Origin of the sequence: uncultured Brevundimonas sp. (assembly GCF_963974615.1) — a bacterium.
Lineage (GTDB): Bacteria > Pseudomonadota > Alphaproteobacteria > Caulobacterales > Caulobacteraceae > Brevundimonas.
Window position 1 is genome coordinate 41,403 of record NZ_CAXBDH010000016.1, and the last position, 20,328, is coordinate 61,730.

Annotated in this window: 29 protein-coding genes and 1 pseudogene; 3 read left to right on the plus strand and 27 right to left on the minus strand. The window is 64.8% G+C overall.

Translation table 11 applies throughout. The features are described from left to right. Positions 1-4 precede the first annotated feature (4 nt). Complete coding sequence (locus tag AAC050_RS11895; RefSeq protein ID WP_339915306.1) at positions 5-424, plus strand: VOC family protein; 420 nt, start codon at positions 5-7, stop codon at positions 422-424. 3 nt (positions 425-427) lie between these two features. Here the strand turns inward: AAC050_RS11895 and AAC050_RS11900 are convergent, their stop codons facing one another. Then, positions 428-1,807, minus strand: a complete 1,380-nt coding sequence (locus tag AAC050_RS11900) for a trypsin-like peptidase domain-containing protein (RefSeq protein WP_339915307.1) — start codon at positions 1,805-1,807, stop codon at positions 428-430. Positions 1,808-1,891: 84 nt separating this feature from the next. Next, positions 1,892-3,115, minus strand: a complete 1,224-nt coding sequence (locus AAC050_RS11905) for an ectonucleotide pyrophosphatase/phosphodiesterase (RefSeq protein WP_339915308.1) — start codon at positions 3,113-3,115, stop codon at positions 1,892-1,894. A 95-nt stretch (positions 3,116-3,210) separates the two neighbouring features. Between AAC050_RS11905 and AAC050_RS11910 the strand changes: the two genes are divergently transcribed. Both AAC050_RS11910 and AAC050_RS11915 read left to right on the plus strand, forming a co-directional pair. Beyond that, entirely contained in the window at positions 3,211-4,122 is a 912-nt protein-coding gene (locus tag AAC050_RS11910) for an ABC transporter ATP-binding protein (RefSeq protein WP_339915309.1), read from the plus strand. Further along, a complete protein-coding gene (locus AAC050_RS11915) occupies positions 4,112-4,966 on the plus strand; it encodes a hypothetical protein (RefSeq protein ID WP_339915310.1) in 855 nt (284 codons plus the stop codon). Before AAC050_RS11910 ends, AAC050_RS11915 begins: the two co-directional genes overlap by 11 nt. 3 nt (positions 4,967-4,969) lie before the next feature. Here AAC050_RS11915 and AAC050_RS11920 read toward each other — a convergent pair whose 3' ends face one another. The 25 genes and pseudogenes from AAC050_RS11920 to rpsS form a co-directional block, all read right to left on the minus strand. Continuing rightward, positions 4,970-5,443, minus strand: coding sequence for a GNAT family N-acetyltransferase (locus AAC050_RS11920; protein ID WP_339915311.1), 474 nt, complete (start codon positions 5,441-5,443; stop codon positions 4,970-4,972). Positions 5,444-5,537: 94 nt separating this feature from the next. Beyond that, complete coding sequence (locus tag AAC050_RS11925; protein ID WP_339915312.1) at positions 5,538-7,928, minus strand: TonB-dependent receptor; 2,391 nt, start codon at positions 7,926-7,928, stop codon at positions 5,538-5,540. A 208-nt stretch (positions 7,929-8,136) separates the two neighbouring features. Further along, positions 8,137-8,556 (minus strand): 50S ribosomal protein L17, encoded by a 420-nt coding sequence (rplQ, locus tag AAC050_RS11930; RefSeq protein WP_339915313.1) that lies wholly within the window; start codon positions 8,554-8,556, stop codon positions 8,137-8,139. 102 nt (positions 8,557-8,658) lie between these two features. Then, positions 8,659-9,678 carry a DNA-directed RNA polymerase subunit alpha gene (locus AAC050_RS11935; RefSeq protein ID WP_339915314.1) on the minus strand — a complete coding sequence of 340 codons (1,020 nt, stop codon included), beginning with the start codon at positions 9,676-9,678 and terminating at the stop codon, positions 8,659-8,661. Positions 9,679-9,765: 87 nt separating this feature from the next. After that, the gene (gene rpsK / locus AAC050_RS11940) at positions 9,766-10,155 is read right to left on the minus strand and encodes a 30S ribosomal protein S11 (RefSeq protein ID WP_013268944.1); all 390 of its coding nucleotides are present in this window, start codon (positions 10,153-10,155) and stop codon (positions 9,766-9,768) included. A gap of 15 nt (positions 10,156-10,170) precedes the next feature. Beyond that, the gene (gene rpsM / locus AAC050_RS11945) at positions 10,171-10,539 is read right to left on the minus strand and encodes a 30S ribosomal protein S13 (protein WP_339915315.1); all 369 of its coding nucleotides are present in this window, start codon (positions 10,537-10,539) and stop codon (positions 10,171-10,173) included. 141 nt (positions 10,540-10,680) lie between these two features. Beyond that, a complete protein-coding gene (locus AAC050_RS11950; protein ID WP_339915316.1) occupies positions 10,681-11,373 on the minus strand; it encodes an energy transducer TonB in 693 nt (230 codons plus the stop codon). Positions 11,374-11,480: 107 nt separating this feature from the next. Then, on the minus strand, positions 11,481-12,053 hold the full coding sequence (locus tag AAC050_RS11955) for an adenylate kinase (protein WP_339915317.1): 573 nt from the start codon (positions 12,051-12,053) through the stop codon (positions 11,481-11,483). A gap of 24 nt (positions 12,054-12,077) precedes the next feature. After that, entirely contained in the window at positions 12,078-13,472 is a 1,395-nt protein-coding gene (gene secY, locus AAC050_RS11960; protein WP_339915318.1) for a preprotein translocase subunit SecY, read from the minus strand. Positions 13,473-13,719: 247 nt separating this feature from the next. After that, positions 13,720-14,166: pseudogene (rplO, locus tag AAC050_RS11965) on the minus strand (50S ribosomal protein L15); the annotation flags it as partial. A gap of 142 nt (positions 14,167-14,308) precedes the next feature. After that, positions 14,309-14,503 carry a 50S ribosomal protein L30 gene (rpmD, locus tag AAC050_RS11970; protein WP_339915319.1) on the minus strand — a complete coding sequence of 65 codons (195 nt, stop codon included), beginning with the start codon at positions 14,501-14,503 and terminating at the stop codon, positions 14,309-14,311. Positions 14,504-14,505: 2 nt separating this feature from the next. Next, the gene (gene rpsE / locus AAC050_RS11975) at positions 14,506-15,105 is read right to left on the minus strand and encodes a 30S ribosomal protein S5 (RefSeq protein ID WP_339915320.1); all 600 of its coding nucleotides are present in this window, start codon (positions 15,103-15,105) and stop codon (positions 14,506-14,508) included. Between the two features lie 12 nt (positions 15,106-15,117). Beyond that, complete coding sequence (gene rplR, locus AAC050_RS11980; RefSeq protein WP_339915321.1) at positions 15,118-15,480, minus strand: 50S ribosomal protein L18; 363 nt, start codon at positions 15,478-15,480, stop codon at positions 15,118-15,120. A gap of 3 nt (positions 15,481-15,483) precedes the next feature. Further along, a complete protein-coding gene (gene rplF, locus AAC050_RS11985) occupies positions 15,484-16,017 on the minus strand; it encodes a 50S ribosomal protein L6 (protein ID WP_339915322.1) in 534 nt (177 codons plus the stop codon). 1 nt (position 16,018) lies between these two features. Then, complete coding sequence (gene rpsH / locus AAC050_RS11990) at positions 16,019-16,417, minus strand: 30S ribosomal protein S8 (RefSeq protein WP_339915323.1); 399 nt, start codon at positions 16,415-16,417, stop codon at positions 16,019-16,021. Between the two features lie 15 nt (positions 16,418-16,432). After that, positions 16,433-16,738, minus strand: coding sequence for a 30S ribosomal protein S14 (rpsN, locus tag AAC050_RS11995; RefSeq protein WP_339915324.1), 306 nt, complete (start codon positions 16,736-16,738; stop codon positions 16,433-16,435). 19 nt (positions 16,739-16,757) lie between these two features. Beyond that, positions 16,758-17,315, minus strand: a complete 558-nt coding sequence (gene rplE / locus AAC050_RS12000; protein ID WP_339915325.1) for a 50S ribosomal protein L5 — start codon at positions 17,313-17,315, stop codon at positions 16,758-16,760. Continuing rightward, a complete protein-coding gene (rplX, locus tag AAC050_RS12005) occupies positions 17,315-17,623 on the minus strand; it encodes a 50S ribosomal protein L24 (protein ID WP_339915326.1) in 309 nt (102 codons plus the stop codon). The genes rplE and rplX overlap by 1 nt, the downstream gene beginning before the upstream one ends. A gap of 2 nt (positions 17,624-17,625) precedes the next feature. Beyond that, positions 17,626-17,994, minus strand: coding sequence for a 50S ribosomal protein L14 (rplN, locus tag AAC050_RS12010; RefSeq protein ID WP_021698481.1), 369 nt, complete (start codon positions 17,992-17,994; stop codon positions 17,626-17,628). 19 nt (positions 17,995-18,013) lie between these two features. Continuing rightward, entirely contained in the window at positions 18,014-18,265 is a 252-nt protein-coding gene (rpsQ, locus tag AAC050_RS12015; protein WP_300446330.1) for a 30S ribosomal protein S17, read from the minus strand. A gap of 10 nt (positions 18,266-18,275) precedes the next feature. Beyond that, positions 18,276-18,473 (minus strand): 50S ribosomal protein L29, encoded by a 198-nt coding sequence (gene rpmC / locus AAC050_RS12020; protein WP_339915327.1) that lies wholly within the window; start codon positions 18,471-18,473, stop codon positions 18,276-18,278. Next, positions 18,470-18,913, minus strand: a complete 444-nt coding sequence (rplP, locus tag AAC050_RS12025) for a 50S ribosomal protein L16 (RefSeq protein ID WP_339915328.1) — start codon at positions 18,911-18,913, stop codon at positions 18,470-18,472. The genes rpmC and rplP overlap by 4 nt, the downstream gene beginning before the upstream one ends. A 3-nt stretch (positions 18,914-18,916) precedes the next feature. After that, a complete protein-coding gene (rpsC, locus tag AAC050_RS12030; RefSeq protein WP_339915329.1) occupies positions 18,917-19,666 on the minus strand; it encodes a 30S ribosomal protein S3 in 750 nt (249 codons plus the stop codon). Next, positions 19,666-20,046 (minus strand): 50S ribosomal protein L22, encoded by a 381-nt coding sequence (gene rplV, locus AAC050_RS12035; protein WP_300446336.1) that lies wholly within the window; start codon positions 20,044-20,046, stop codon positions 19,666-19,668. Before rplV ends, rpsC begins: the two co-directional genes overlap by 1 nt. A gap of 3 nt (positions 20,047-20,049) precedes the next feature. Continuing rightward, positions 20,050-20,328, minus strand: a complete 279-nt coding sequence (rpsS, locus tag AAC050_RS12040; RefSeq protein ID WP_300446338.1) for a 30S ribosomal protein S19 — start codon at positions 20,326-20,328, stop codon at positions 20,050-20,052.

Here is a 20,328-nt window from a genome sequence, read left to right on the forward strand (position 1 = left end):
CGACATGTCCGACGATGCCAAAGTCCAGGCCCCGACGTCCGGGGTCACACCGCATCTGACCATTCCGGGTCGCGGCGGCGAGGCCGCCATCGCCTTCTACGCCCGTGCTTTCGGGGCGAAGGAGCTGAATCGTCATCTCGCCGACGACGGCGAACGGCTGATGCACGCCCATCTGCTGATCAACGGCTCCAGCGTCATGCTCAATGACGAATTCCCCGAATACAACGGCGAACAGAACGTCGTGCCCAAGGGCGTGACCCTGCATCTGCAGGTCGACGACCCTGACGAATGGTGGGCCCGGGCCCTGCTGGCCGACGCCGTGCCGGTGATGCCGATGGCCGACCAGTTCTGGGGCGACCGCTACGGTCAGGTGCGCGACCCGTTCGGCCACACATGGTCGATCGGCGGACCGGTCAAGGGTTGAACCTCAGCGGATGGTGCCGGTAACGCGGCGGCCCTGACGCTCGATCGTGACCTCGGTGCCGCGCCCGATATTGGCCAGGCTGGCGGCGGTGGTCACCGGACGGTTGTTGAGGCTGACGATGACGTCACCGGTGCGGAAGCCCGTGCGTTCGGCATAGCTGCCGCGCACGACGCGTCCGACGATGACTCCCCGGCTGAACGGATCCCCACCCAGACTGTCGGCAAGAGCCGGATTGAGCACCAGCACCTGGGCCCCGGACAGTCCACCTTCCCGGATCAGAACCGCCCGGTCGGGATCGACCTCACCGGGCAGTTTCTGAACCCGGGCGCGGATCGTCTGCGGATGACCGTCGCGCAGGACGGCGACCTCGACCGTGGCCCCGGGCTCGCGGGAGCCGACACGGAAATTGAGTCCACCCTGGTCATTGATCTCCTGACCGTCGATGGCGGTGATCACGTCCCCTGCCCGCAAACCGGCGCGGGCCCCCGGGCCGTCGGCATAGACGTCGGTAACGACCACGCCCTGCGGCCGGGCCAGATCGAGACTGCGGGCGACTTCGGCGGTGATGGTGTCGCCCTTGATCCCCAGCCACGGCCGGATCACGGCGCTGGCCCCACCCATGGCGGAATCGACCACCTGACGCACCATGGATGCGGGCACGGCGAAACCGACGCCGGACGAGGTGCCCGAACGCGAGAAGATGGCGGTATTGATACCGATCAGGTCACCGTCGAGATCAACCAGGGCCCCGCCGGAATTGCCCGGGTTGATGGCCGCGTCGGTCTGGATGAAGGAGCCGGAGTCGGAGATGCCGGTGTCGGTGCGGTTCAGGGCCGAAATGATACCGTTGGTGACCGTCTGACCGACCCCGAACGGATTGCCGATGGCCAGCACCAGATCACCGACCTGCTGTTCCTCACGGTCATCGATACGCAGGACCGGCAGGCGCTCGTTGACGCCCTCAAGCTGCAAGACGGCAATATCGGAGCGTTCGTCGGCCAGCACCACCCGGGCCGCGAATTCGCGCCGGTCGGCCAGGGTGACGCGGATCTGCTGCATGTTCTCGATCACATGGCGGTTGGTCACCACCACCCCGTCGTCGCGGACGATGACCCCCGAGCCGATCGAGCCGGTCTGACGCTGACCCGGAATACCCCAGAAGGGATCGCGCATCGTCTGCACACCGCGCGCCGAGATGTTGACCACGGCCGGGGCCGCCTCGCGCACCACGGGGGCGAAACTGGCCTTCATCGCGCTGGCGTCGCCGGGAATCTGGCGATTGCTCTCGGCGAAGACATTGTCCTGGGCGCTGGAGTTGTCGGGCGACCCGCAGGCAGCGAGCAGCAGGGTGACGGCGATGGCGAGGCTGGAGGTCTTCATCATGGTCCGGTCGATACTGATGGCGGTGATCCATTCGGCTACGAATTTCGGGCCTTAACATGGCACCGGCCCGGCGATGGCGAAGACCTAGGGAACCAGAACCGTCGCCGCAAGCCGGGGGTCCCCGTCATCGGCCGGCACCGCGATGCCCAGCAACCGCCCCAGCAGGGCGTGGACATCGACATTGCGCAGTCCCTCGATCCGGGCTCCGCGCGCCACGCCGGGGCCGTGAGCAATGAACAGGGCCTGCATCTCGGGGGCCGCATTGTCATAGCCGTGGTCACCGCCGCTCCAGCCCTTCTGGTCCGGCCAGACGATCTCCCAGCCAGTCTCGGCCAGGCAGAAGATGGCCGGGACCCGGCGATGGGTGCCGAAGGCCAGCCGCGGCGGCAGATGCCCGCGCTCCCAGCACTGCATGTGGTCATGCGGAGCCAGCAGTTCGGCCCGGACCGCGGCCTCGTGACCCGGCACAGGGTCGACGCCGAGGATGGCCCCGGCGAAGACCACATGGGCCGCGTCCGAAGCGGTGACCGGCCCCAGCGGGATGCTGCGTTCGGGGGCGGTGGCAGCCATACCGTGGTCGGCGACGACGACCAGCACCACCTGATCCGCCAGTCCCCGGGCCCGCAATCCGGCCAGCAGACGCGCCATCGAGGCATCGACCGAGGCGACAGCGGCGTCAACCTCGGGCGAGTCGGGCCCGGACCGGTGACCGGCGGTGTCGACGATGTCGAAATACAGGGTGCCGAAATCCGGACGGGCCGCCGCCGGATCATCGAGCCAGGCCAGAAATTGATCGACCCGGGCATCACCGGTCATCGTCTGGTCGAACGGCAGCCAGCGTTCCGGCCTCACCCCATGGATATCGGCCTCGGACCCCGGCCAGAACAGGGTCGCCGTATGCAGACCCGCATTTTCGGCCGTGACCCAGACCGGTTCGCCGTCATCCCACCAGCGCCGGTCGGTGACCGCCGCCTTGTCGGACAGGCGGAAGGTCACCCCCGGAATGGCCGGATCTTCCATCGTATTGTTGACGATGCCGTGGTGGTCGGGCCTGAGGCCGGTGACCAGGGTGTAGTGATTGGGGAAGGTCTTGCTGGGAAAGGACGGCTGCATCGGCCCCGTGGCCCCTTCCGCCGCCAGCCGCGACAGGGTCGGGGTCACGCCCCGGTCCAGATAGTCCGGGCGGAAGCCGTCGATGGAGACCAGCAGCACCAGCGGCCGCGGCTCCGGGGCCGACATCGGCGGCGACAGGGCGGCGCAGGCCGAAAGGGTGAGCGCGGCCACAACGGCCATCAGACGAGCGAACATAATGTCTCCGGAAAACCCTCTGTATTGCCTAACCTTAATGCGCGACAGGCTCACGACAGCTTGCCGGAGCTCCAAACACAGGTCAGGCTCGCTCCATGACCGCTGTGATCGAAACCCGCGACCTGACCAAGGCCTATGGCGCGGTCCGGGCCCTGGACGGGCTGAGCCTGTCGATCCCGCGCGGCGGGGTCTATGGCATTCTGGGTCCCAACGGGGCCGGCAAGTCGACCCTGTTCCGCATCCTGCTGGGCCTGATCCGGCCCAGTGACGGCAGCGCCACGGTGATGGGCGGGGCCATCGGTGACGTCGCCGCCATGCGCCGCATGGGCTCGATGATCGAGACGCCGCGCTTCCCGCCCTTCCTGACCGCCCGACAGGTGCTGGAATGGCTGGCACGTGAGCACGGGGCGACCGGCAGCGCGGACATCCCCTACTGGATCGAACGGGTCGGCCTGGCCGAGGCGGCGGATCGCCGGGTCAAGGGCTTCTCGGTCGGGATGTTGCAGCGACTGGGCGTCGCGGCGGCGTTGATGTGCAGGCCCGAGCTGGTCATCCTCGACGAACCGACCAGCGGCATGGACCCACCCGGCATCCAGGAGATGCGCGCCCTGATCCGCGGTCTGGCCGATCAGGACGGGGTCACCGTCGCCCTGGCCAGCCATCAGCTGCTGGAGGTCCAGCGCGTCTGCGACCGCGTCGCCATCCTCAACCGGGGCAAGCTGGTACGCGAAGGCGTGGTCAGCGAACTGACGACCGGCGGCGAACGCCTGCGGCTGTCGGTGACGCCGATGGACCGGGTGCTGGAAGTTCTCGGCAGCCGCGGAACGCAGGACGGGACTGCGGTGCTGGCCGATATCCCCCGCGCCGAGGGCCCGACCCTGATCAGGGCCCTGGTCGAGGCCGGCATCGAGATCGACGAGGCCCGCTGGGTCGGGACCGATCTGGAGAGCATCTTCTTCACCGAGACGGGCAACGTCCGCACACCGGAGCGCGATCATGCTGTTTGATGCGATCCGGGCCGAGGGCTACCGGCTGACGAAGAACCGCCTGCAGCTGTTCTGGAGCGTGCTGCTCACACCACTGCTGTTCGCCGTAGGCGGCATCGCCTTCCACATCTTCACCAAGAGCAAGGGTGACGAGATGGCGGCCAAGGTCGGCCTGACCGTGGCCGCCGCCCCGGTGAACATGGCCGAGGCGCTCGCGTTCGGGGCCAACTACGCCGCCAACGGCGTGTTGATGATCTGCGTCCTGATCGCTGCGGCCGGCATCTATGCCGGCGACTACCACTGGGAGACCTGGCGGCTGATCAGCGCGCGTAATGACCGGATGTCACTGATCCTCGGCAAGGTCGGGGTGGTCAAGCTGACGGCGCTGGCCGCCACCACCGCCTTCCTGATCGCCAGCCTCGTCTTTTACGCCGCCCAGGCCCTTGTCTATCACCGGCCCATGACCTTCAGCCTGGACGGGGCCCATGCGGGCCAGTTCGGCCTGCTGTGGCTGCTGGCCTGGGTGCGCGTGATCCAGTTCACCCTGATCGCCCTGCTGACGGCGGTGATGACCCGGTCGATGATGGCGGCGCTGTTCGTGCCGTGGGCGCTGGGCTTCGTGCAGTCGATCCTGGGGCAGGCCATGGGGATGTTCGGCTGGGAGCCGCACATGTGGGCCCCGCTGCTGCTGTTGCCGGGACTGGACTATGACACGCTCAAGATGGCGATCGTTCAGGGGACTGCCCCGGCGGTACCGACGGCTGAATCGACGATGCGTGCCCTGGTCGGCCTGGGCCTGTGGACCGCCGTCCCGCTGGCCGGGGCCCTGGCCTGGTTCCGGCGTCAGGACCTGTCGAAGGAATAGGCGTTACAGCCGCTTTTCCATCCAGACGTCGCAGCGGGCGTAGGGTGACGGCCGGGGTGGCACATCGACGAAGCCGAACCGCCGGTAGAGGGCGATGGCGTGGGTCTGGCTCCGGTTGGTTTCCAGATACAGGCGCGGGGCCTGCGCCGCCCGCGCGGCGGCTTCGCACGCGTCCAGCAGGCGTCGACCGAGGTTCAGACCGTGCGAACCGACGTCGACGGCCATCTTGCCGACCTCGAAGCCGCCGTCGGTCATGGTCATCAGCGAGCAGCAGCCGACGGCTTCCGTGGCGCGCTCGGCGATGAAAATCCGGCCGCCCCGGTCCAGCACCGCTCCCTGCGGGTCGCCGAGCACCCACTGGTCCTTGGCCTCCAGCGCATAGCCGCCGGCGAACAGCCAGGCCTCGTTCAGGGTCCGCCAGGCCGCGGCATGGTCGGGGCGGTAGTCCACGATGCGGATATCATCGGCCGGGGTCATGGCGTTCCAGATGGTCCCGCCCCGGCGACGGGGCAAGCGAAAGGGCGACCGGATCGCTCCGGCCGCCCTCCTGTCTTCAGGGTTGGGATCGCCTTCAGAAGGCTTTCCGCACGGTGACGCCCACCGTCCTCGGCTGACCGACGGAGTAGCCCAGACGGGCCCGGCCGCCCCGCTCACGGTCAAACGACATCAGCGCATTCTCGTCGAAGACGTTGTTGATGTAGGCAACGACGTCGACACCGTTGTCCATCTCGATACCGGCGCTCAGATTGACGAGCTCATAGCTGGGCAGTTCAAGATCGAGCACTGTGGCATTGGTTCCGGGAGCGCCGCCGAACGGCAGGCCGGAAACGAACGACCGCGGATTGTTTTCCTGATCGCTGGCCTGGGTAAAGCGGCTGCCGACGTGCTGAATCGAGGCACTGACATAGCCATCCATGTTGGATGCAATCTGCCGGGTGTAGGTGGCATTGAACGAAATCTGGAAATTCGGCACCGACGGAAGTCGGTTACCTTCCCGGATTCCGCCAATGACCGTCCCCGAACCGTCACGAACAGTCGAGTCGAACTGGGCTTCCACCAGGCTGCCCGAAAGGCCGATTTCGAAACCGGGAGCGAGCATGGCCGACAGTTCAGCCTCTATGCCCTTGGTATGGGCTTTCGGCACGTTGAAGACCACGCGCGACGAGCACGAACCGGCGTCGAGGGTCGTCTGCAGATCCTTGATGTCAGTGTAGAAGGCCGCCGCATTGAAGGTGATCCCGTTGGCGCGGGACTTGAATCCGGCCTCGTAGTTCCACAGGGACTCATCCCCATAGGACTGGAAGCCGCCGAAAATAGCGGCATCCCCGGGTGAGCAGAGCGGCAGGTTGAGGGGGTCATTGACCCCACCGAGACGGAAGCCCTGGGCCGCCTGGGCGTTGAAGGTCAGGGCATCGGAGGCCTCGTAACTCAGCAGAACCCGCGGCGTGAAGCCATTGGACGAGGTCGTGTCGGTCTGGTCGTCGCCGTTGGCGAACAGGCCGCCCGAGGTGAACCGCCGCTCTTCGGTGAAATCATAGAAACGGCCACCGGCCGTGACCGTCCAGCGGTCCATATTGTAGCTGGCCTCACCGAACACGGCCGTCTGCTTGATGTCGTAGGGCAGTCGGGCGTTATAGGGCGAGTTGAGCGGGAAGCCGTTGGCGACCGCGGCCGAGGTGCCCGCGCCGAATGCGGCATCGGTATAGGCATCATATCCCGGTGTGGGCAGACGCTGGTTGTAGAGGCGATCGACCTTCGAATAGAAGGCACCGACCAGCCACTGGAACGGACCGTCGCTCACGGAACTGAGGCGTAGTTCCTGGGTAAAGGTCTGCAGGTCGGTCGTGTCCACCAGTTTGGACGGCAGTACGACGGCCGCGTCAGGATAGCCCAGATCGACCGACACACTGCCCGTCAGGGCGCTGGCATCACGGTTCACTTCGATACTGCGGTCGATATAGCTGGTGACGCTGGTCAGCTCGACACCGCCCATGTCGAACGAAGCCGTCAGGTCCGCCAGCATCGTGTTATCGGCGAAGCTCTCGCTCAGCAGCAAATACTGTTCGCGCTCGCCGAGGGTGATCGCCGGGCGGGTGGTGGTGAAGGGGTTGGCGAACAGATTGAAGCTGTCCTGACGGTTGAAGCCGTCCGCCCGGATCTCCTGGTAGACGATGCGCGGGGTGATGCTGATGCCGGGCGTCGGCTGGAACAGGATGGCGAGACGCCCCCCGGTCCGTGAGCCGCCGTTCACATTGTTCCGGCGCGTGCCACCCTCACCAAGGGCGTCGATAAAGCCGGCATAGTCGGTGTGGTAGGCGACCGCGCGGATGGCGGCATTCTCGCCCAGCGGCAGGTTGATCGCCCCCTTGAGGTGACCGCCGACGTCATCGCCGTCGACCATGTTCAGGTTGCCCTCGACGAGACCCTCGGTCACGCCCAGCTGCGGCTGGTTGGTGATGTAGCGGATGGTGCCACCGACCGACCCTGAACCGAACAGGGTACCCTGGGGACCGCGCAGGGTCTCGACCCGGTTCAGGTCAAACAGATCGATATCAGGCGTAAACAGCGACAGGGAAATGACCGACTCGTCGAGATAGATGCCGACCTGCTCCTTGACCCCGGGCTGATCGCGCACGACCTGGCCGGCCGACACGCCGCGAACGGACACCTGGCTCTGACCCGGTCCCAAATTCTGGATCGTCAGACCCGCCACATTGCGGGACAGATCCTCAAGCGTGACCGCACCCGACCGCTGGATGTCTTCCTGGGTCTGGGCGTTGATCGAGAAGGGCACGTCCTGAATAGTCGAATCCCGCTTGGTGCCGGTGACGATGATCTCGTCAAGCGTAGTGGGTTGGTACGACTGCGCGAATGCCAGTGTCGGTACGCCGACAGCCGCCAGGGCCGTCGCGGCCAGCAGCACTGTCTTCGTGCCACGGCTCATGTAGTGATGGTTACGCATGTCCCTGCTCCCCTCCGAAAAATCGGAATCCGGATGTCAGAATACTCTTAAGACCGGCGTTTGGTAAGCGCCCACGTTTGCCTCCGGAACCCTCTGCAGCCGATGTTCCCGAGGCCTCAGGAATAGCTCCTGAGGGGCGGACGACGGCCACGAAAAAGGCTCCGGTGCGAACACCGGAGCCTTTAAAATCGCTACAGTCCGGAAAGACCTAGGCTTCGTCGTCGCCCTCGACGGCATAGACCGGACCCGAGTCCAGGCCCTTGGCGTCGACGTCGCGATCGACGAATTCAATCACGGCCATGGCGGCGTTGTCACCGTGACGGTAACCGGCCTTCATGATGCGGATATAGCCACCGCTGCGGTCGGCGTAACGGGTGCCGATCGTGTCGAACAGCTTGCCGACCTGGGTCACGTCGCGCACGGCGCTGATTGCCTGACGACGGGCATGCAGATCACCCTTCTTGGCGAGGGTGACCAGCTTCTCGACAAAGGGACGCAGTTCCTTGGCCTTGGGCAGGGTCGTGGTGATCTGCTCGTGCTTGATCAACGAAGCCGCCATATTGGCGAACAACGCGGTCCGGTGGCTGGCCGTGCGGCCGAGCTTGCGATAGGCGGCGCCGTGGCGCATCGGGGTCTCTCCTACTCAACCCCGGTATCCTCTTCAGGACCTGGGGCCGTATAATTCTAACCGCCCCGCATCCCCGTGTGGGAAATGGGCGGAGGGTTGAAACTAGATCTGTTCGTCGAACTTCTTGGCCAGATCTTCGATGTTCTCAGGCGGCCAGTTCGGCACATCCATGCCGAGCGAAAGGCCCATCGTCGCGAGAACTTCCTTGATCTCGTTCAACGACTTGCGCCCGAAGTTCGGGGTGCGAAGCATTTCGCCCTCGGTCTTCTGGATCAGGTCGCCGATGTAGACGATGTTGTCGTTCTTCAGGCAGTTGGCCGAACGAACCGAAAGCTCCAGTTCGTCGACCTTCTTCAGCAGCGCCGGGTTGAAAGGCAGGTCGGGCTTGCCGTCCGAAACCTCTGCAACCTTCTTCGGCTCGTCGAAGGTGATGAAGATCTGCAACTGGTCCTGCAGGATGCGCGAGGCGAAGGCCACCGCGTCAACCGGCGAAACCGCACCGTTGGTTTCGACTTCCAGCACCAGCTTGTCATAGTCCAGCGACTGACCCTGGCGGGTCGGCTCGACCCGATAGGCCACGCGCTTGACCGGGGAATAGAGGGCGTCGACCGAAATCAGGCCGATCGGCGCGTCTTCCGGACGGTTCAGCTCGGCGGCGACATAGCCCTTGCCGTTCTGGACCGTCATTTCCATGCGGATCGAAGCCCCGTCGTCGAGGGTACAGATCACATGGTCCGGGTTCAGAACCTCGATATCGGCCGGCAGCTCGATCTGGCCGGCCTTGACGGCACCGGGGCCGGTGGCCTTCAGCGTCATGCGCTTGGGACCCTCGGCGTGCATGCGCAGGGCCAGCTGCTTGATGTTGAGGACGATGTCGACCACGTCCTCGCGAACGCCTTCCAGCGACGAGAATTCATGGACCACGCCGTCAATCTGGATGGCGGTGACGGCGGCACCCTGCAGTGACGACAGCAGGACGCGGCGCAGGGCATTGCCGAGTGTCACACCGAAGCCGCGCTCGAGGGGTTCAGCGACCAGCCGCGCCTTGCGCTGCGGGTCAGATCCCATTTCGATCTGCGGCTTCTCGGGACGGATCAGCTCTTGCCAGTTTCTTTCGATCATTGGTGTCCCTCGAACGGGTTTCGCCGGATCCGCGCCCCTGTGATCAGGGTCGCCGGAACCGGCGTGGAATAGGGGGTAGGCGGCAGCTTAGACGCGACGGCGCTTGGGCGGACGGCAGCCGTTGTGCGGCATCGGAGTGACGTCGCGGATGGTGGTGATGGTCAGGCCGACCGACTGCAGGGCCCGAAGCGCCGATTCACGACCCGAACCGGGACCCGAAACGTTGACTTCCAGCGTCTTGACGCCGTGCTCCTGCGCCTTCTTGCCCGCGTCTTCGGCGGCCATCTGGGCGGCGTACGGGGTCGATTTGCGCGACCCCTTGAAGCCCATGTGACCGGCCGAGGACCAGGAGATCGCGTTTCCCTGGGCGTCGGTGATGGTGATCATGGTGTTGTTGAAAGACGCATTCACATGGGCGACGCCCGACGTGATGTTCTTGCGCTCGCGCTTCTTTACGCGACCCGGTTCCTTGGCCATCGGTTCGGCTCTCTCTTATTTCTTCTTGCCGGCGATCGGCTTGGCCGGGCCCTTGCGGGTCCGTGCATTGGTGTGGGTACGCTGACCGCGGACCGGCAGGCCCTTGCGGTGACGCAGGCCGCGGTAGCAGGCCAGGTCCATCAGACGCTTGATGTTCATCGAGGTCTCGCGGCGCAGGTCGCCCTCGACCGTATGGTCGCGGTCGATCGTCTCGCGGATCTGCAGAACTTCAGCATCGGTCAGCTGGTTCACGCGGCGCGAAGCCTCGATACCCACCTTCCCGGTGATGTCCTTGGCGGCGTGCGAGCCGATGCCATGAATATACTGCAGCGCGATTTCAACGCGCTTGTTGGTCGGAATGTTGACGCCAGCAATACGGGCCACGTAGTTCTCCAGATACGCGTGGACAGACGCAGGAAACGCTCCGGTCAACAGACCAGGAGCGTGTGCGTCCTTCGCGGAAGTCGGTCCTTATATAGCCGATTCAGTTTCCGTCAATGGCTTGTCTGGCGTCCGGCCCCTCAATCAGCGGCCCTGGCGACCGAATTGTACGTTAACCGTCACCCGCTGACCTTCCACCACCCGACCGTCAGCCGAGGTCGGCGGGCGGAACCGGAAGAAGACCGACGCCCTGAGCGCCGCCTGGCCGAAATTGAACCCCTCCGGCGTCTCGCTGACGATACGACAGCCCTCCAGGCGGGTGTCGGCGCGCATCAGGCAGCTGATGGTACTGCGACCGGCCTGGCGGGCACGGCGGGCTTCCGGCGGCACCACGGACAGGATGTCGCGCTGGGACGGTCCGCGCAGGAACTGTGGCCCGGTTCCGCCTGAGCCGGGACCGTCACCGGCCCCACGGCCAGACCCGGTTCCGGTGCCCTCACCGCCCTGCCCCATATCGGGCGTGGGGCTGGCCTTGTCGGAAACCCCGACCACCAGCGCCGGTTCGGGAGCCTGAACCCGGGGCGCGGGAACCTCACGGGGAACCGGGGCCGGCTTGGGCGGAACATGGACGCGGGACGGAGCCGCCGGTGCCCCGCCCCCGGCCACCGGAGCCGGAGGCTCGGGCGGCGGCGGCGGGGGTGGCGGCGGGGGCGGCTCGGGCGGACGAACCAGCTCGACCATGATCGGCACCGCGGGCTCGAGCAGGCGCGCCGGGACATGGGCCAGGGCCAGCAGGGCGAACAGCCCGGCATGGGCCAACCCTACCCCGGCAACCACCCCCGCTCTTTTCAGACGCCGGCGCCGGGAATTCGATCGATCAATTTGCACATCAGTCCCGGTCATCCCCGCATCAACGCACGGAAGCGGGAAAGGTCAGGCGAAAATCAGCTGACCGGGGCCGCAAGGACCGCATCAATGGTGGACGAAACCACCTCGATCGCCCCCATACCGTCGATCTCGGTCAGCAGACCCTTGTCGGCATAATAGGGCAACAGCGGTGCCGTATTGCGATTATAGGCCTCGAGCCGGACCGAGAAGGCTTCGGGATTGTCATCCGGTCGGCCCTGTTCGGCGAACCGTTTGGCGACCCGCGCCAGCAGGGCCGTGTCGTCGACCTTGAGGCGGATGACGCGGTCGATCTGCTTGCCCAGCTTGGCCAGCATCGCATCCAGCGCCTCGGCCTGGGCCACGGTGCGCGGAAAGCCGTCGAAGATGGCTCCACCGGCGTCCTCGGCCTCTTTCAGCCGGGCCTCGATCAGGGCGATGACGATGGCGTCCGAGACCAGGTCACCCCGCGACATGATGGCCTGGCACTCCCGTCCCAGATCACTGCCCGAGGCGATGGCCTCGCGCAGCATGTCACCCGTCGACAGCTGGACCATGCCCCGCTGTTCGACCAGGCGCTTGGCCTGGGTTCCCTTGCCGGCAGCCGGCGGTCCGAACAGGATCAGATTCAAGGCTTGCCCTCCCCCGTCAGCGGATCAGCGACGCGCCGGTGCCAGGGCACCCCGTCCGCCGGACCCCTTGCCGCCACGACCGCGCAACTTGGCCTTCTTGATCAGGCCTTCGTACTGGTGGGCCAGCAACTGGGACTGGATCTGGGCCACGGTGTCCATGGTCACCGACACGACGATGAGGATCGAGGTGCCGCCGAAGATGATGCCGTTGCCGAACTGGGCTCCGATGAACTCCGGGATCAGACAGACGGCGGTGATATAGGCCGCACCGATGGTCGTCAGACGCGTCAGCACATAGTCGAGATATTCGGCCGTGCGCTTGCCCGGACGGATGCCCGGCAGGAAGCCACCGTATTTCCGCAGGTTCTCGGCGGTGTCTTCCGGGTTGAAGGTAATCGAAGTGTAGAAGAAGCAGAAGAAGACGATCAGCACGCCGTACAGCGCGGTGAACAGCGGCTGGCCGTGCTGCATCTGCGAGGTCACCAGCGGCAACCAGCTCATCCACGGCGGCAGATTGGCCTGGGCCGTCAGCTGGGCCACCGTGGTCGGCAGCATCAGCAGCGACGAGGCGAAGATCGGCGGAATAACGCCGGCGGTATTGACCTTGAGCGGCAGGAACGAGCGTTCGCCGCCGGCCATGCGGTTGCCTTCCTGTCGCTTCGGATACTGGATCAGCAACCGGCGCTGGGCCCGCTCCATGAAGACGATGAAGACCACCACGGCCACCGCCAGTGTGGCGATGAACAGCAGGGCGAAGGCCGACATCTGGCCTTCCTGGGCCAGGCCCAGCATGCGGGCGATCGAGCCCGGCAGCACGGCGACGATACCGGCGAAGATGATCAGCGAGATGCCGTTGCCGACGCCGCGCGCGGTGACCTGCTCGCCCAGCCACATCAGGAACATGGTGCCCCCGGTCAGGGTCGTGACCGTGGAGACGATGAAGAACAGGCCCGGGGTGTCGATCAGGCCCGGCTGGCTGTTGAGGCCGATGGCGATCCCGAACGACTGCATCAGCGCCAGGAACACCGTCAGATAACGGGTGTACTGGTTCAGCTGCTTGCGGCCGCTCTCGCCGCCTTCCTTCTTCAGCTTCTCCCACGGCGGATAGACCGCGCCCATCAGCTGGACGATGATCGAGGCCGAGATATAGGGCATCACGTTCAGGGCGAAGACGGCCATACGCTGGACCGCGCCGCCCGAGAACATGTTGAACATGTCGAGAATGCCGCGCTTGCCCTCCGGGTCCTGGAAGAACTGCAGGAAGGCTTCGGAATTGATCCCCGGGATCGGCACATAGGTGCCGATGCGATAGACCAGCAACGCTCCGAGCGTGAACAGGAGACGTTTATGCAGCTCGGTCGCCTTGGCGAACGAGCCCATGTTCATATTGGCTGCGAGTTGTTCGGCGGCCGAAGCCATAGTCACTACCCCGACTTGTCAGAATGCGGCGTCCGGAATCATATCCGGCACCTGCACCCAGATAGGCGATGGGCGGCCCCTTAGCGAGGGCCGCCCGTAAAGCTTATTTCGCGGCGGTGCGCGCAGCGCGGGCCGAGATCTTGTTGGCGTCGCCCCGCGGAGCCTTGGGAGCCGGAGCCTTGCCCTTGGCGGCGTTGCGTTTTTCGACGCGGGCTGCAGCCTTGGCTTCAGCCGCGATCCGCTCCTGGACCACGGTACCGCCGGCAGCCTCAATGGCCTTGACGGCGCCGGCCGAGGCCGACCAGACGACCAGGTTCAGCTTCGACTTGATCTCGCCGGTGCCGAGGATGCGGACGCCGTCCTTAACGCGACGGATCACGCCGGCGGCGACCAGGGCATCGCCCTTGATCTCGCCCTTGATGTCCAGCTTCTTGGCGTCGATGGCGTCCTGCAGACGCCACAGGTTCACTTCGGCCAGCTTCAGGGCGTTGGGATTGTTGAAGCCGCGCTTGGGCATCCGCATGTACAGCGGCATCTGGCCACCCTCGAAGCCGCCGATGGCGACACCCGAACGGGACTTCTGGCCCTTGACGCCACGACCGGCGGTCTTGCCCTTGCCCGAACCCGGGCCACGGCCGACGCGCATGCGCTTCTTGTGAGCGCCCTCGTTGTCGCGGATTTCATTGAGTTTCATATGCCTGATCCTTTCGGGTGCTAGCGCCAGACCCGGGGGCCTGACTCGGCGGACAAAATTGAAGGGCCGCTTCTAGGCGGCCCCACGCAGTATCGCAAGGCGCGAAACGCCCTCCCCCGACAACGGGAGAGGGCGAGACGGCTTACTTTTCGACGATCTCGAGCATGTGGGCGACCTTGGCGATCATCCCACGAACCGAGGGCGTGTCCTCCAGGGTCGACTCACGACCGAGGCGGTTCAGACCGAGACCCGACAGGGTGGCGCGCTGATCAGCCTTGCGGCGGATCGGGCTGCCCGTCTGGCGGATCGTGACGGTGGCGGATTCTTTCTTGGCCATGATCAGCTCTCGATGGCTTCGGGCGCCGAGGCGCCGTCGTTGCGACGACCCATCAGATCCGCGACCTTCTTGCCGCGCTTGGACGCGACCATGCGGGGCGAGGACTGAACCTTGAGGGCTTCGAAGGTGGCGCGGATCATGTTGTAGGGGTTCGACGAACCGGTCGACTTGCCGACGACGTCCTGGACGCCGAGGGTTTCGAGCACGGCACGCATCGGGCCACCTGCGATGACGCCGGTCCCGGGAGGGGCCGCGCGCATCATGATCTTGCCGGCGCCCCAACGGCCATTGCCGTCGTGGTGCAGGGTGCGGTTTTCGCGAAGCGGAACACGGATCATCGTCTTCTTGGCTTCTTCAGTCGCCTTGCGGATGGCTTCCGGCACTTCACGCGCCTTGCCATGGCCGAAGCCGACCCGGCCCTTGCCGTCTCCGACAACCATCAGGGCCGCGAACGAGAAACGACGTCCACCCTTAACAGTCGCGGCCACACGGTTGATGTGGACCAGTTTTTCGACGATGTCGCTGTCCGGACCTTCGGGAGCGTTACGGTCACGACGGTTGCGGTCGTTACCGCCGCCGCCACGTTGGGGTTGAGGAGCCATGCGTCCCGTTCCTTAGAAGTTCAGGCCGGCTTCACGCGCGGCCTCAGCCAGCGCCTTCACCCGTCCGTGATAGATGTAGCCGCCACGGTCGAAAACGACGTCGGTGACGCCCTTCTCGATCGCACGTTTCGCGACCAGCTTGCCGATCCGCGTTGCGGCATCGACGTCCGAACCCTTGGCCTTCTTGCCCTTTTCGCCTTCCAGCGAAGAGGCCGAAGCGATCGTGACGCCGTTGAGGTCGTCGATGATCTGGGCCGAGATGTTCTTGTCCGAACGGTGAACCGAAAGACGCAGACGCCCGTTGGCGACGGCCTTGAGGCGGCGGCGGGTGCGCTCCGAGCGGCGCTTGGCTTGTTGCTGAAGAGAAAGAGCCATGACTTACTTCTTCTTGCCTTCCTTGCGCCGGACCTTTTCGCCCGTGTAGCGCACACCCTTGCCCTTGTAGGGCTCCGGCGGACGCAACTTGCGAATGACGGCGGCGATCTGACCCACGGCCTGCTTGTCAGCACCGGAGATCTTGATTTCAGTCTGCTTGGGCACCGTGAAGGTGACACCGGCCGGCGGCACGATGTCGACTTCATGGGAGAAACCAAGCTGCAGCGACAGGTTCGGGCCCTTGAGCGCGGCGCGATAACCCACGCCGACCAGGTCCAGAGACTTCTCGAAGCCCTCGGTGACGCCGACGACCATGTTGTCGACCAGGGTGCGGGAAAGACCCCACATGGCCCGGGCGCGCTGAGTGTCGGCCTTCAGGGCCAGGTTCAGACCGTCGTCACCCTGGGTGATTTCGATCTCGTCGGCCACGGTCCAGGAGCGTTCGCCCTTGGGACCTTTGACCGAGACAGTCTGGCCGTCGAGGGTGACGGTAACGCCCTTGGGTACGGAGACGGTGCGTTTTCCGATACGGGACATCTTAGTAGACCCTGCAGAGGACTTCGCCGCCGACGTTGGCGTCGCGGGCGTTGGTGTCGGACATCACACCCTTCGAAGTCGAAAGGATCGAGATGCCCAGGCCGTTCTTGATCGGCTTCAGGTCGGAGATCGCGGAGTAGACGCGGCGGCCCGGCTTGGACACGCGAGCGATCTCGGCGATGACCGGCTGGCCGTCGAAATACTTGAGCTCGATCTCGAACTGCGGAAATTCACCCGGGTTCTGAACCAGGGAATAGCCGCGGATGTAGCCTTCGTCCTGCAGCACGTCGAGGACGCGCTGACGCAGACGGGAAGCCGGGGTGAGCACCTTCGAACGCTTGCGCATGGCGGCGTTCCGGATGCGAGCGATCATGTCGCTCAGGGGATCGTTGATCATCATGTCTGTTCGCTCCCCTTACCAGCTCGACTTGGTCAGGCCGGGGATTTGCCCCTTGTTACCGAGATCGCGAAGGGCGATCCGGCTCATGTTGAGCTTGCGGTAGAATGCCCGCGGACGACCCGTCACTTCGCAGCGATTGCGAATACGGTTCGGCGCGGAGTTCCGCGGCAGCTCCGCCAGCTTCAGGCGCGCTTCGAAGCGCTCCTCAAGCGGCAGGGATTCGTCGGTAGCGATCGCCTTGAGGGCGGCCCGCTTGTCGGCGTACTTCGCAACCAGGGCTTTCACCATGTTGTTGCGGTTTACGGCGCTTTTCTTAGCCATTTTCTGTTTCCCTTCCCGCTCAGTTCACGAACGGGAACTTGAACTCGGCGAGGAGAGCCTTGGCTTCCTCGTCGGTCTTGGCCGTGGTGCAGACGATGATGTCCATGCCCCACATCTGATCGATCTGGTCGTAGTTGATCTCCGGAAACACGATGTGTTCCTTCAGACCCATGGCGTAGTTGCCACGACCATCGAAGCTGGTGCCCTTGAGGCCGCGGAAATCCTTCACGCGCGGCAGCGCGATCGTGATCAGGCGGTCAAGGAACTCGTACATCTGGTCGCCGCGGAGGGTGACCTTGCCGCCGATGACCATGCCTTCGCGCAGCTTGAAGCCGGCGATGGAGTTACGGGCCTTGGTGGCGACCGGCTTCTGACCGGCGATAGCGGCCAGATCCTTGAGGGCCGCATTGGCCTTCTTGGAGTCGGCGACCGCTTCGCCGATGCCCATGTTCAGCACGATCTTGTCGAGCCGGGGCATCTGCATCGGGTTGGTGTAACCGAATTTCTCGGTCATCACCGCGCGGATGCGGGCCTGATAGTCGTCCTTGAGACGCGGCATATATTTGGTGTCGGCCATCAGATGACGTCTCCCGTCGTCTTGGCGAAGCGCACCTTCTTGTCACCCTCGACCCGGAACCCGACGCGGGTTGCCTTGCCGTTGGCGTCGGCGACCGCGACGTTGGACAGGTGAAGCGACGCTTCCTTGTTCTTGATACCGCCCTGGGGGTCGGCCTGGGTGGGACGGGTATGGCGCTGGACCATATTCACGCCCTGGACCAGGACGCGGTTGTCGGTCGGGAGCACCTTGGTGACCTTGCCGGTACGGCCCTTGTCCTTGCCGGCGAGGACGACGACGGTGTCGCCTGTTTTGATCTTGGCGGCCATGACTACAGGACCTCCGGAGCCAGTGAGATGATCTTCATGTGGTTCTTGGCGCGCAGTTCACGGGGAACCGGGCCGAAGATCCGCGTACCGACCGGCTCGTTCTGCTTGTTGACGATGACAGCGGCCGACTTGTCGAAACGGATGACAGAGCCGTCCTTGCGCTGAATGTCTTTGGCGGTGCGAACGACGATGGCGCGCACGACGTCGCCTTTTTTCACGCGGCCGCGAGGAATGGCTTCCTTCACGGAGGCGACAATCGTGTCGCCCACCGAGGCGTAGCGGCGCTTGGAGCCGCCCAACACCTTGATGCACATGACCCGGCGAGCACCCGAATTATCGGCTACCTCCAGGTTAGTTTGCATCTGGATCATTAGATCCGATCCTTCCTGATTACGAAGCCGAGGCCGGGGCGTCCTTGGACAGGACCTCCCAGCGCTTCAGCTTGGACTTGGGGGCACACTCACGAATGCGGGCGATGTCGCCTTCCTTGAAGGCATTGCCTTCGTCGTGGGCATGATACTTCTTGGACAGGCGCACGATCTTTTTCATGACCGGGTGCAGCAGGGTGCGCTGGACGACGACGACGACAGTCTTGTCGCCCTTGTCGGAGACGACCACGCCTTCGAGTATACGTTTCGGCATCGGTGTTTCCTTACGAAGCCGTCCGCTTCTCACGCAGAAGCGTTGAGATGCGAGCGATGTCTTTGCGCACTTCACCCACGCGGTGGGTTTTTTCCATCTGGCCGGTAGCCGCCTGGAAACGCAGGTTGAACTGTTCCTTTTTCAGGGACAGCAGCTGGTCGCCCAGCTGATCGGGGGTCTGGACCCGGAGGTCAGCGATCTTGGTCATGCAGCAACGTGCTCCACATGCGCGACACCGGCGTCGAGGCGGGTGACCACCTTGGTCCGGACCGGCAGTTTGGCGGCACCCAGACGCAGCGCCTCACGGGCGATGTCATCGGCGACGCCGTCGATTTCGAACAGGATACGGCCGGGGTGACAGCGCGCCGCCCAGTGATCGACCGCGCCCTTGCCCTTGCCCATGCGGACTTCAGCGGGCTTGCCGGAAACCGGCACGTCCGGGAAGACGCGGATCCAGACACGACCCTGACGCTTCATCTGGCGAGTGATCGCGCGGCGGGCCGCCTCGATCTGACGCGCGGTGATGCGTTCCGGCTCGAGCGTCTTCAGGCCGTACGAACCGAAGTTCAGCGAGAAGCCACCCTTGGCCGAGCCATGGATGCGGCCCTTGAAGGCCTTACGGTATTTGGTTTTTTTCGGTTGCAGCATGACCTATTCACGCCCTCTGCGTTGGCCGCGATCATTGCGACCGCCGCGATCGCCACCACGGCCTTCGTTCGACGAAGGACCGGCAGCTTCCAGAGCCCAGCGCTTGTCCTGGGCCATCGGATCGTGCTCGAGGACCTCGCCCTTGAAGACCCACACCTTCACACCGATGATGCCGTAGGTCGTCTTGGCTTCAATGAAGCCGTGGTCGATGTCAGCGCGCAGGGTGTGCAGCGGCACACGACCTTCACGATACCATTCCATCCGTGCGATCTCGGCACCGCCGAGACGACCGGAAACATTGATCCGGACACCCTTGGCACCCAGACGCATGGCCGACTGCATCGCGCGCTTCATGGCACGACGGAAGGCGATACGGCGCTCGAGCTGCTGCGCGATGTTCTCGGCGATCAGCTGGGCGTCGGTCTCGGGCTTGCGGACCTCGACGATGTTCAGGTGAACCTCGCCTTCGGTACGGGCCGAGATGTCCTTGCGGAGCTTCTCGATGTCAGCGCCCTTCTTGCCGATCACGACACCCGGACGGGCGGCGTAGATCGTCACGCGGCACTTCTTGTGCGGACGCTCGATGATGATGCGCGACACGCCGGCGGCGTTCAGGCGTTCCTTGAGCCACGCGCGCAGCTTCAGGTCCTGATGCAGCAAACGCGCATATTCCGGACCGCGGGCAAACCAGCGGCTGTCCCAGGTGCGGTTGATGCCGAGCCGGAGCCCGATCGGATTGATTTTCTGACCCATCAGGCGGCCTCGCCGGCTTCACGGACCACGATAGTGATCTCGCTGAACGGTTTCAGGATGCGTGACGAACGGCCACGAGCACGGCTCGCGAAACGCTTCATCACCAGGTTCTTGCCCACGAAGGCCTCGGCGACGACGAGGTTGTCGATGTCGAGGTTGTGGTTGTTCTCGGCGTTCGAAACGGCCGAATACAGCACCTTGCGGACGTCGGTCGCGATACGCTTGCGGCTGAATTCCAGCTCGTTAAGCGCACGCTGCACCGGCAGGCCACGGATCGAGGCGGCCACCAGGTTCAGCTTCTGAGGGCTGATGCGGACGTTGACCAGCTTGGCGCGGGCTTCGGTCGCGGCGACGCGACGGGGGTTGTTGGTCTTGGCCATCAGTTACTTCCTTTTGGCCTTCTTGTCGGCCGCATGCCCGGGGAAGCTGCGGGTCGGCGAAAACTCGCCGAACTTCATCCCGACCATTTCTTCGGACACCGAAACCGGCACATGCTTGTGACCGTTGTGGACGCCGAAGGTCAGACCGACGAACTGCGGCAGGATGGTCGAGCGGCGCGACCAGGTCTTGATCACGTCCTTGCGACCCGAACCTTGCGCGGTCTCGGCTTTTTTCAGCAGATACCCGTCGACAAACGGGCCTTTCCAGGAGGAGCGGGCCAT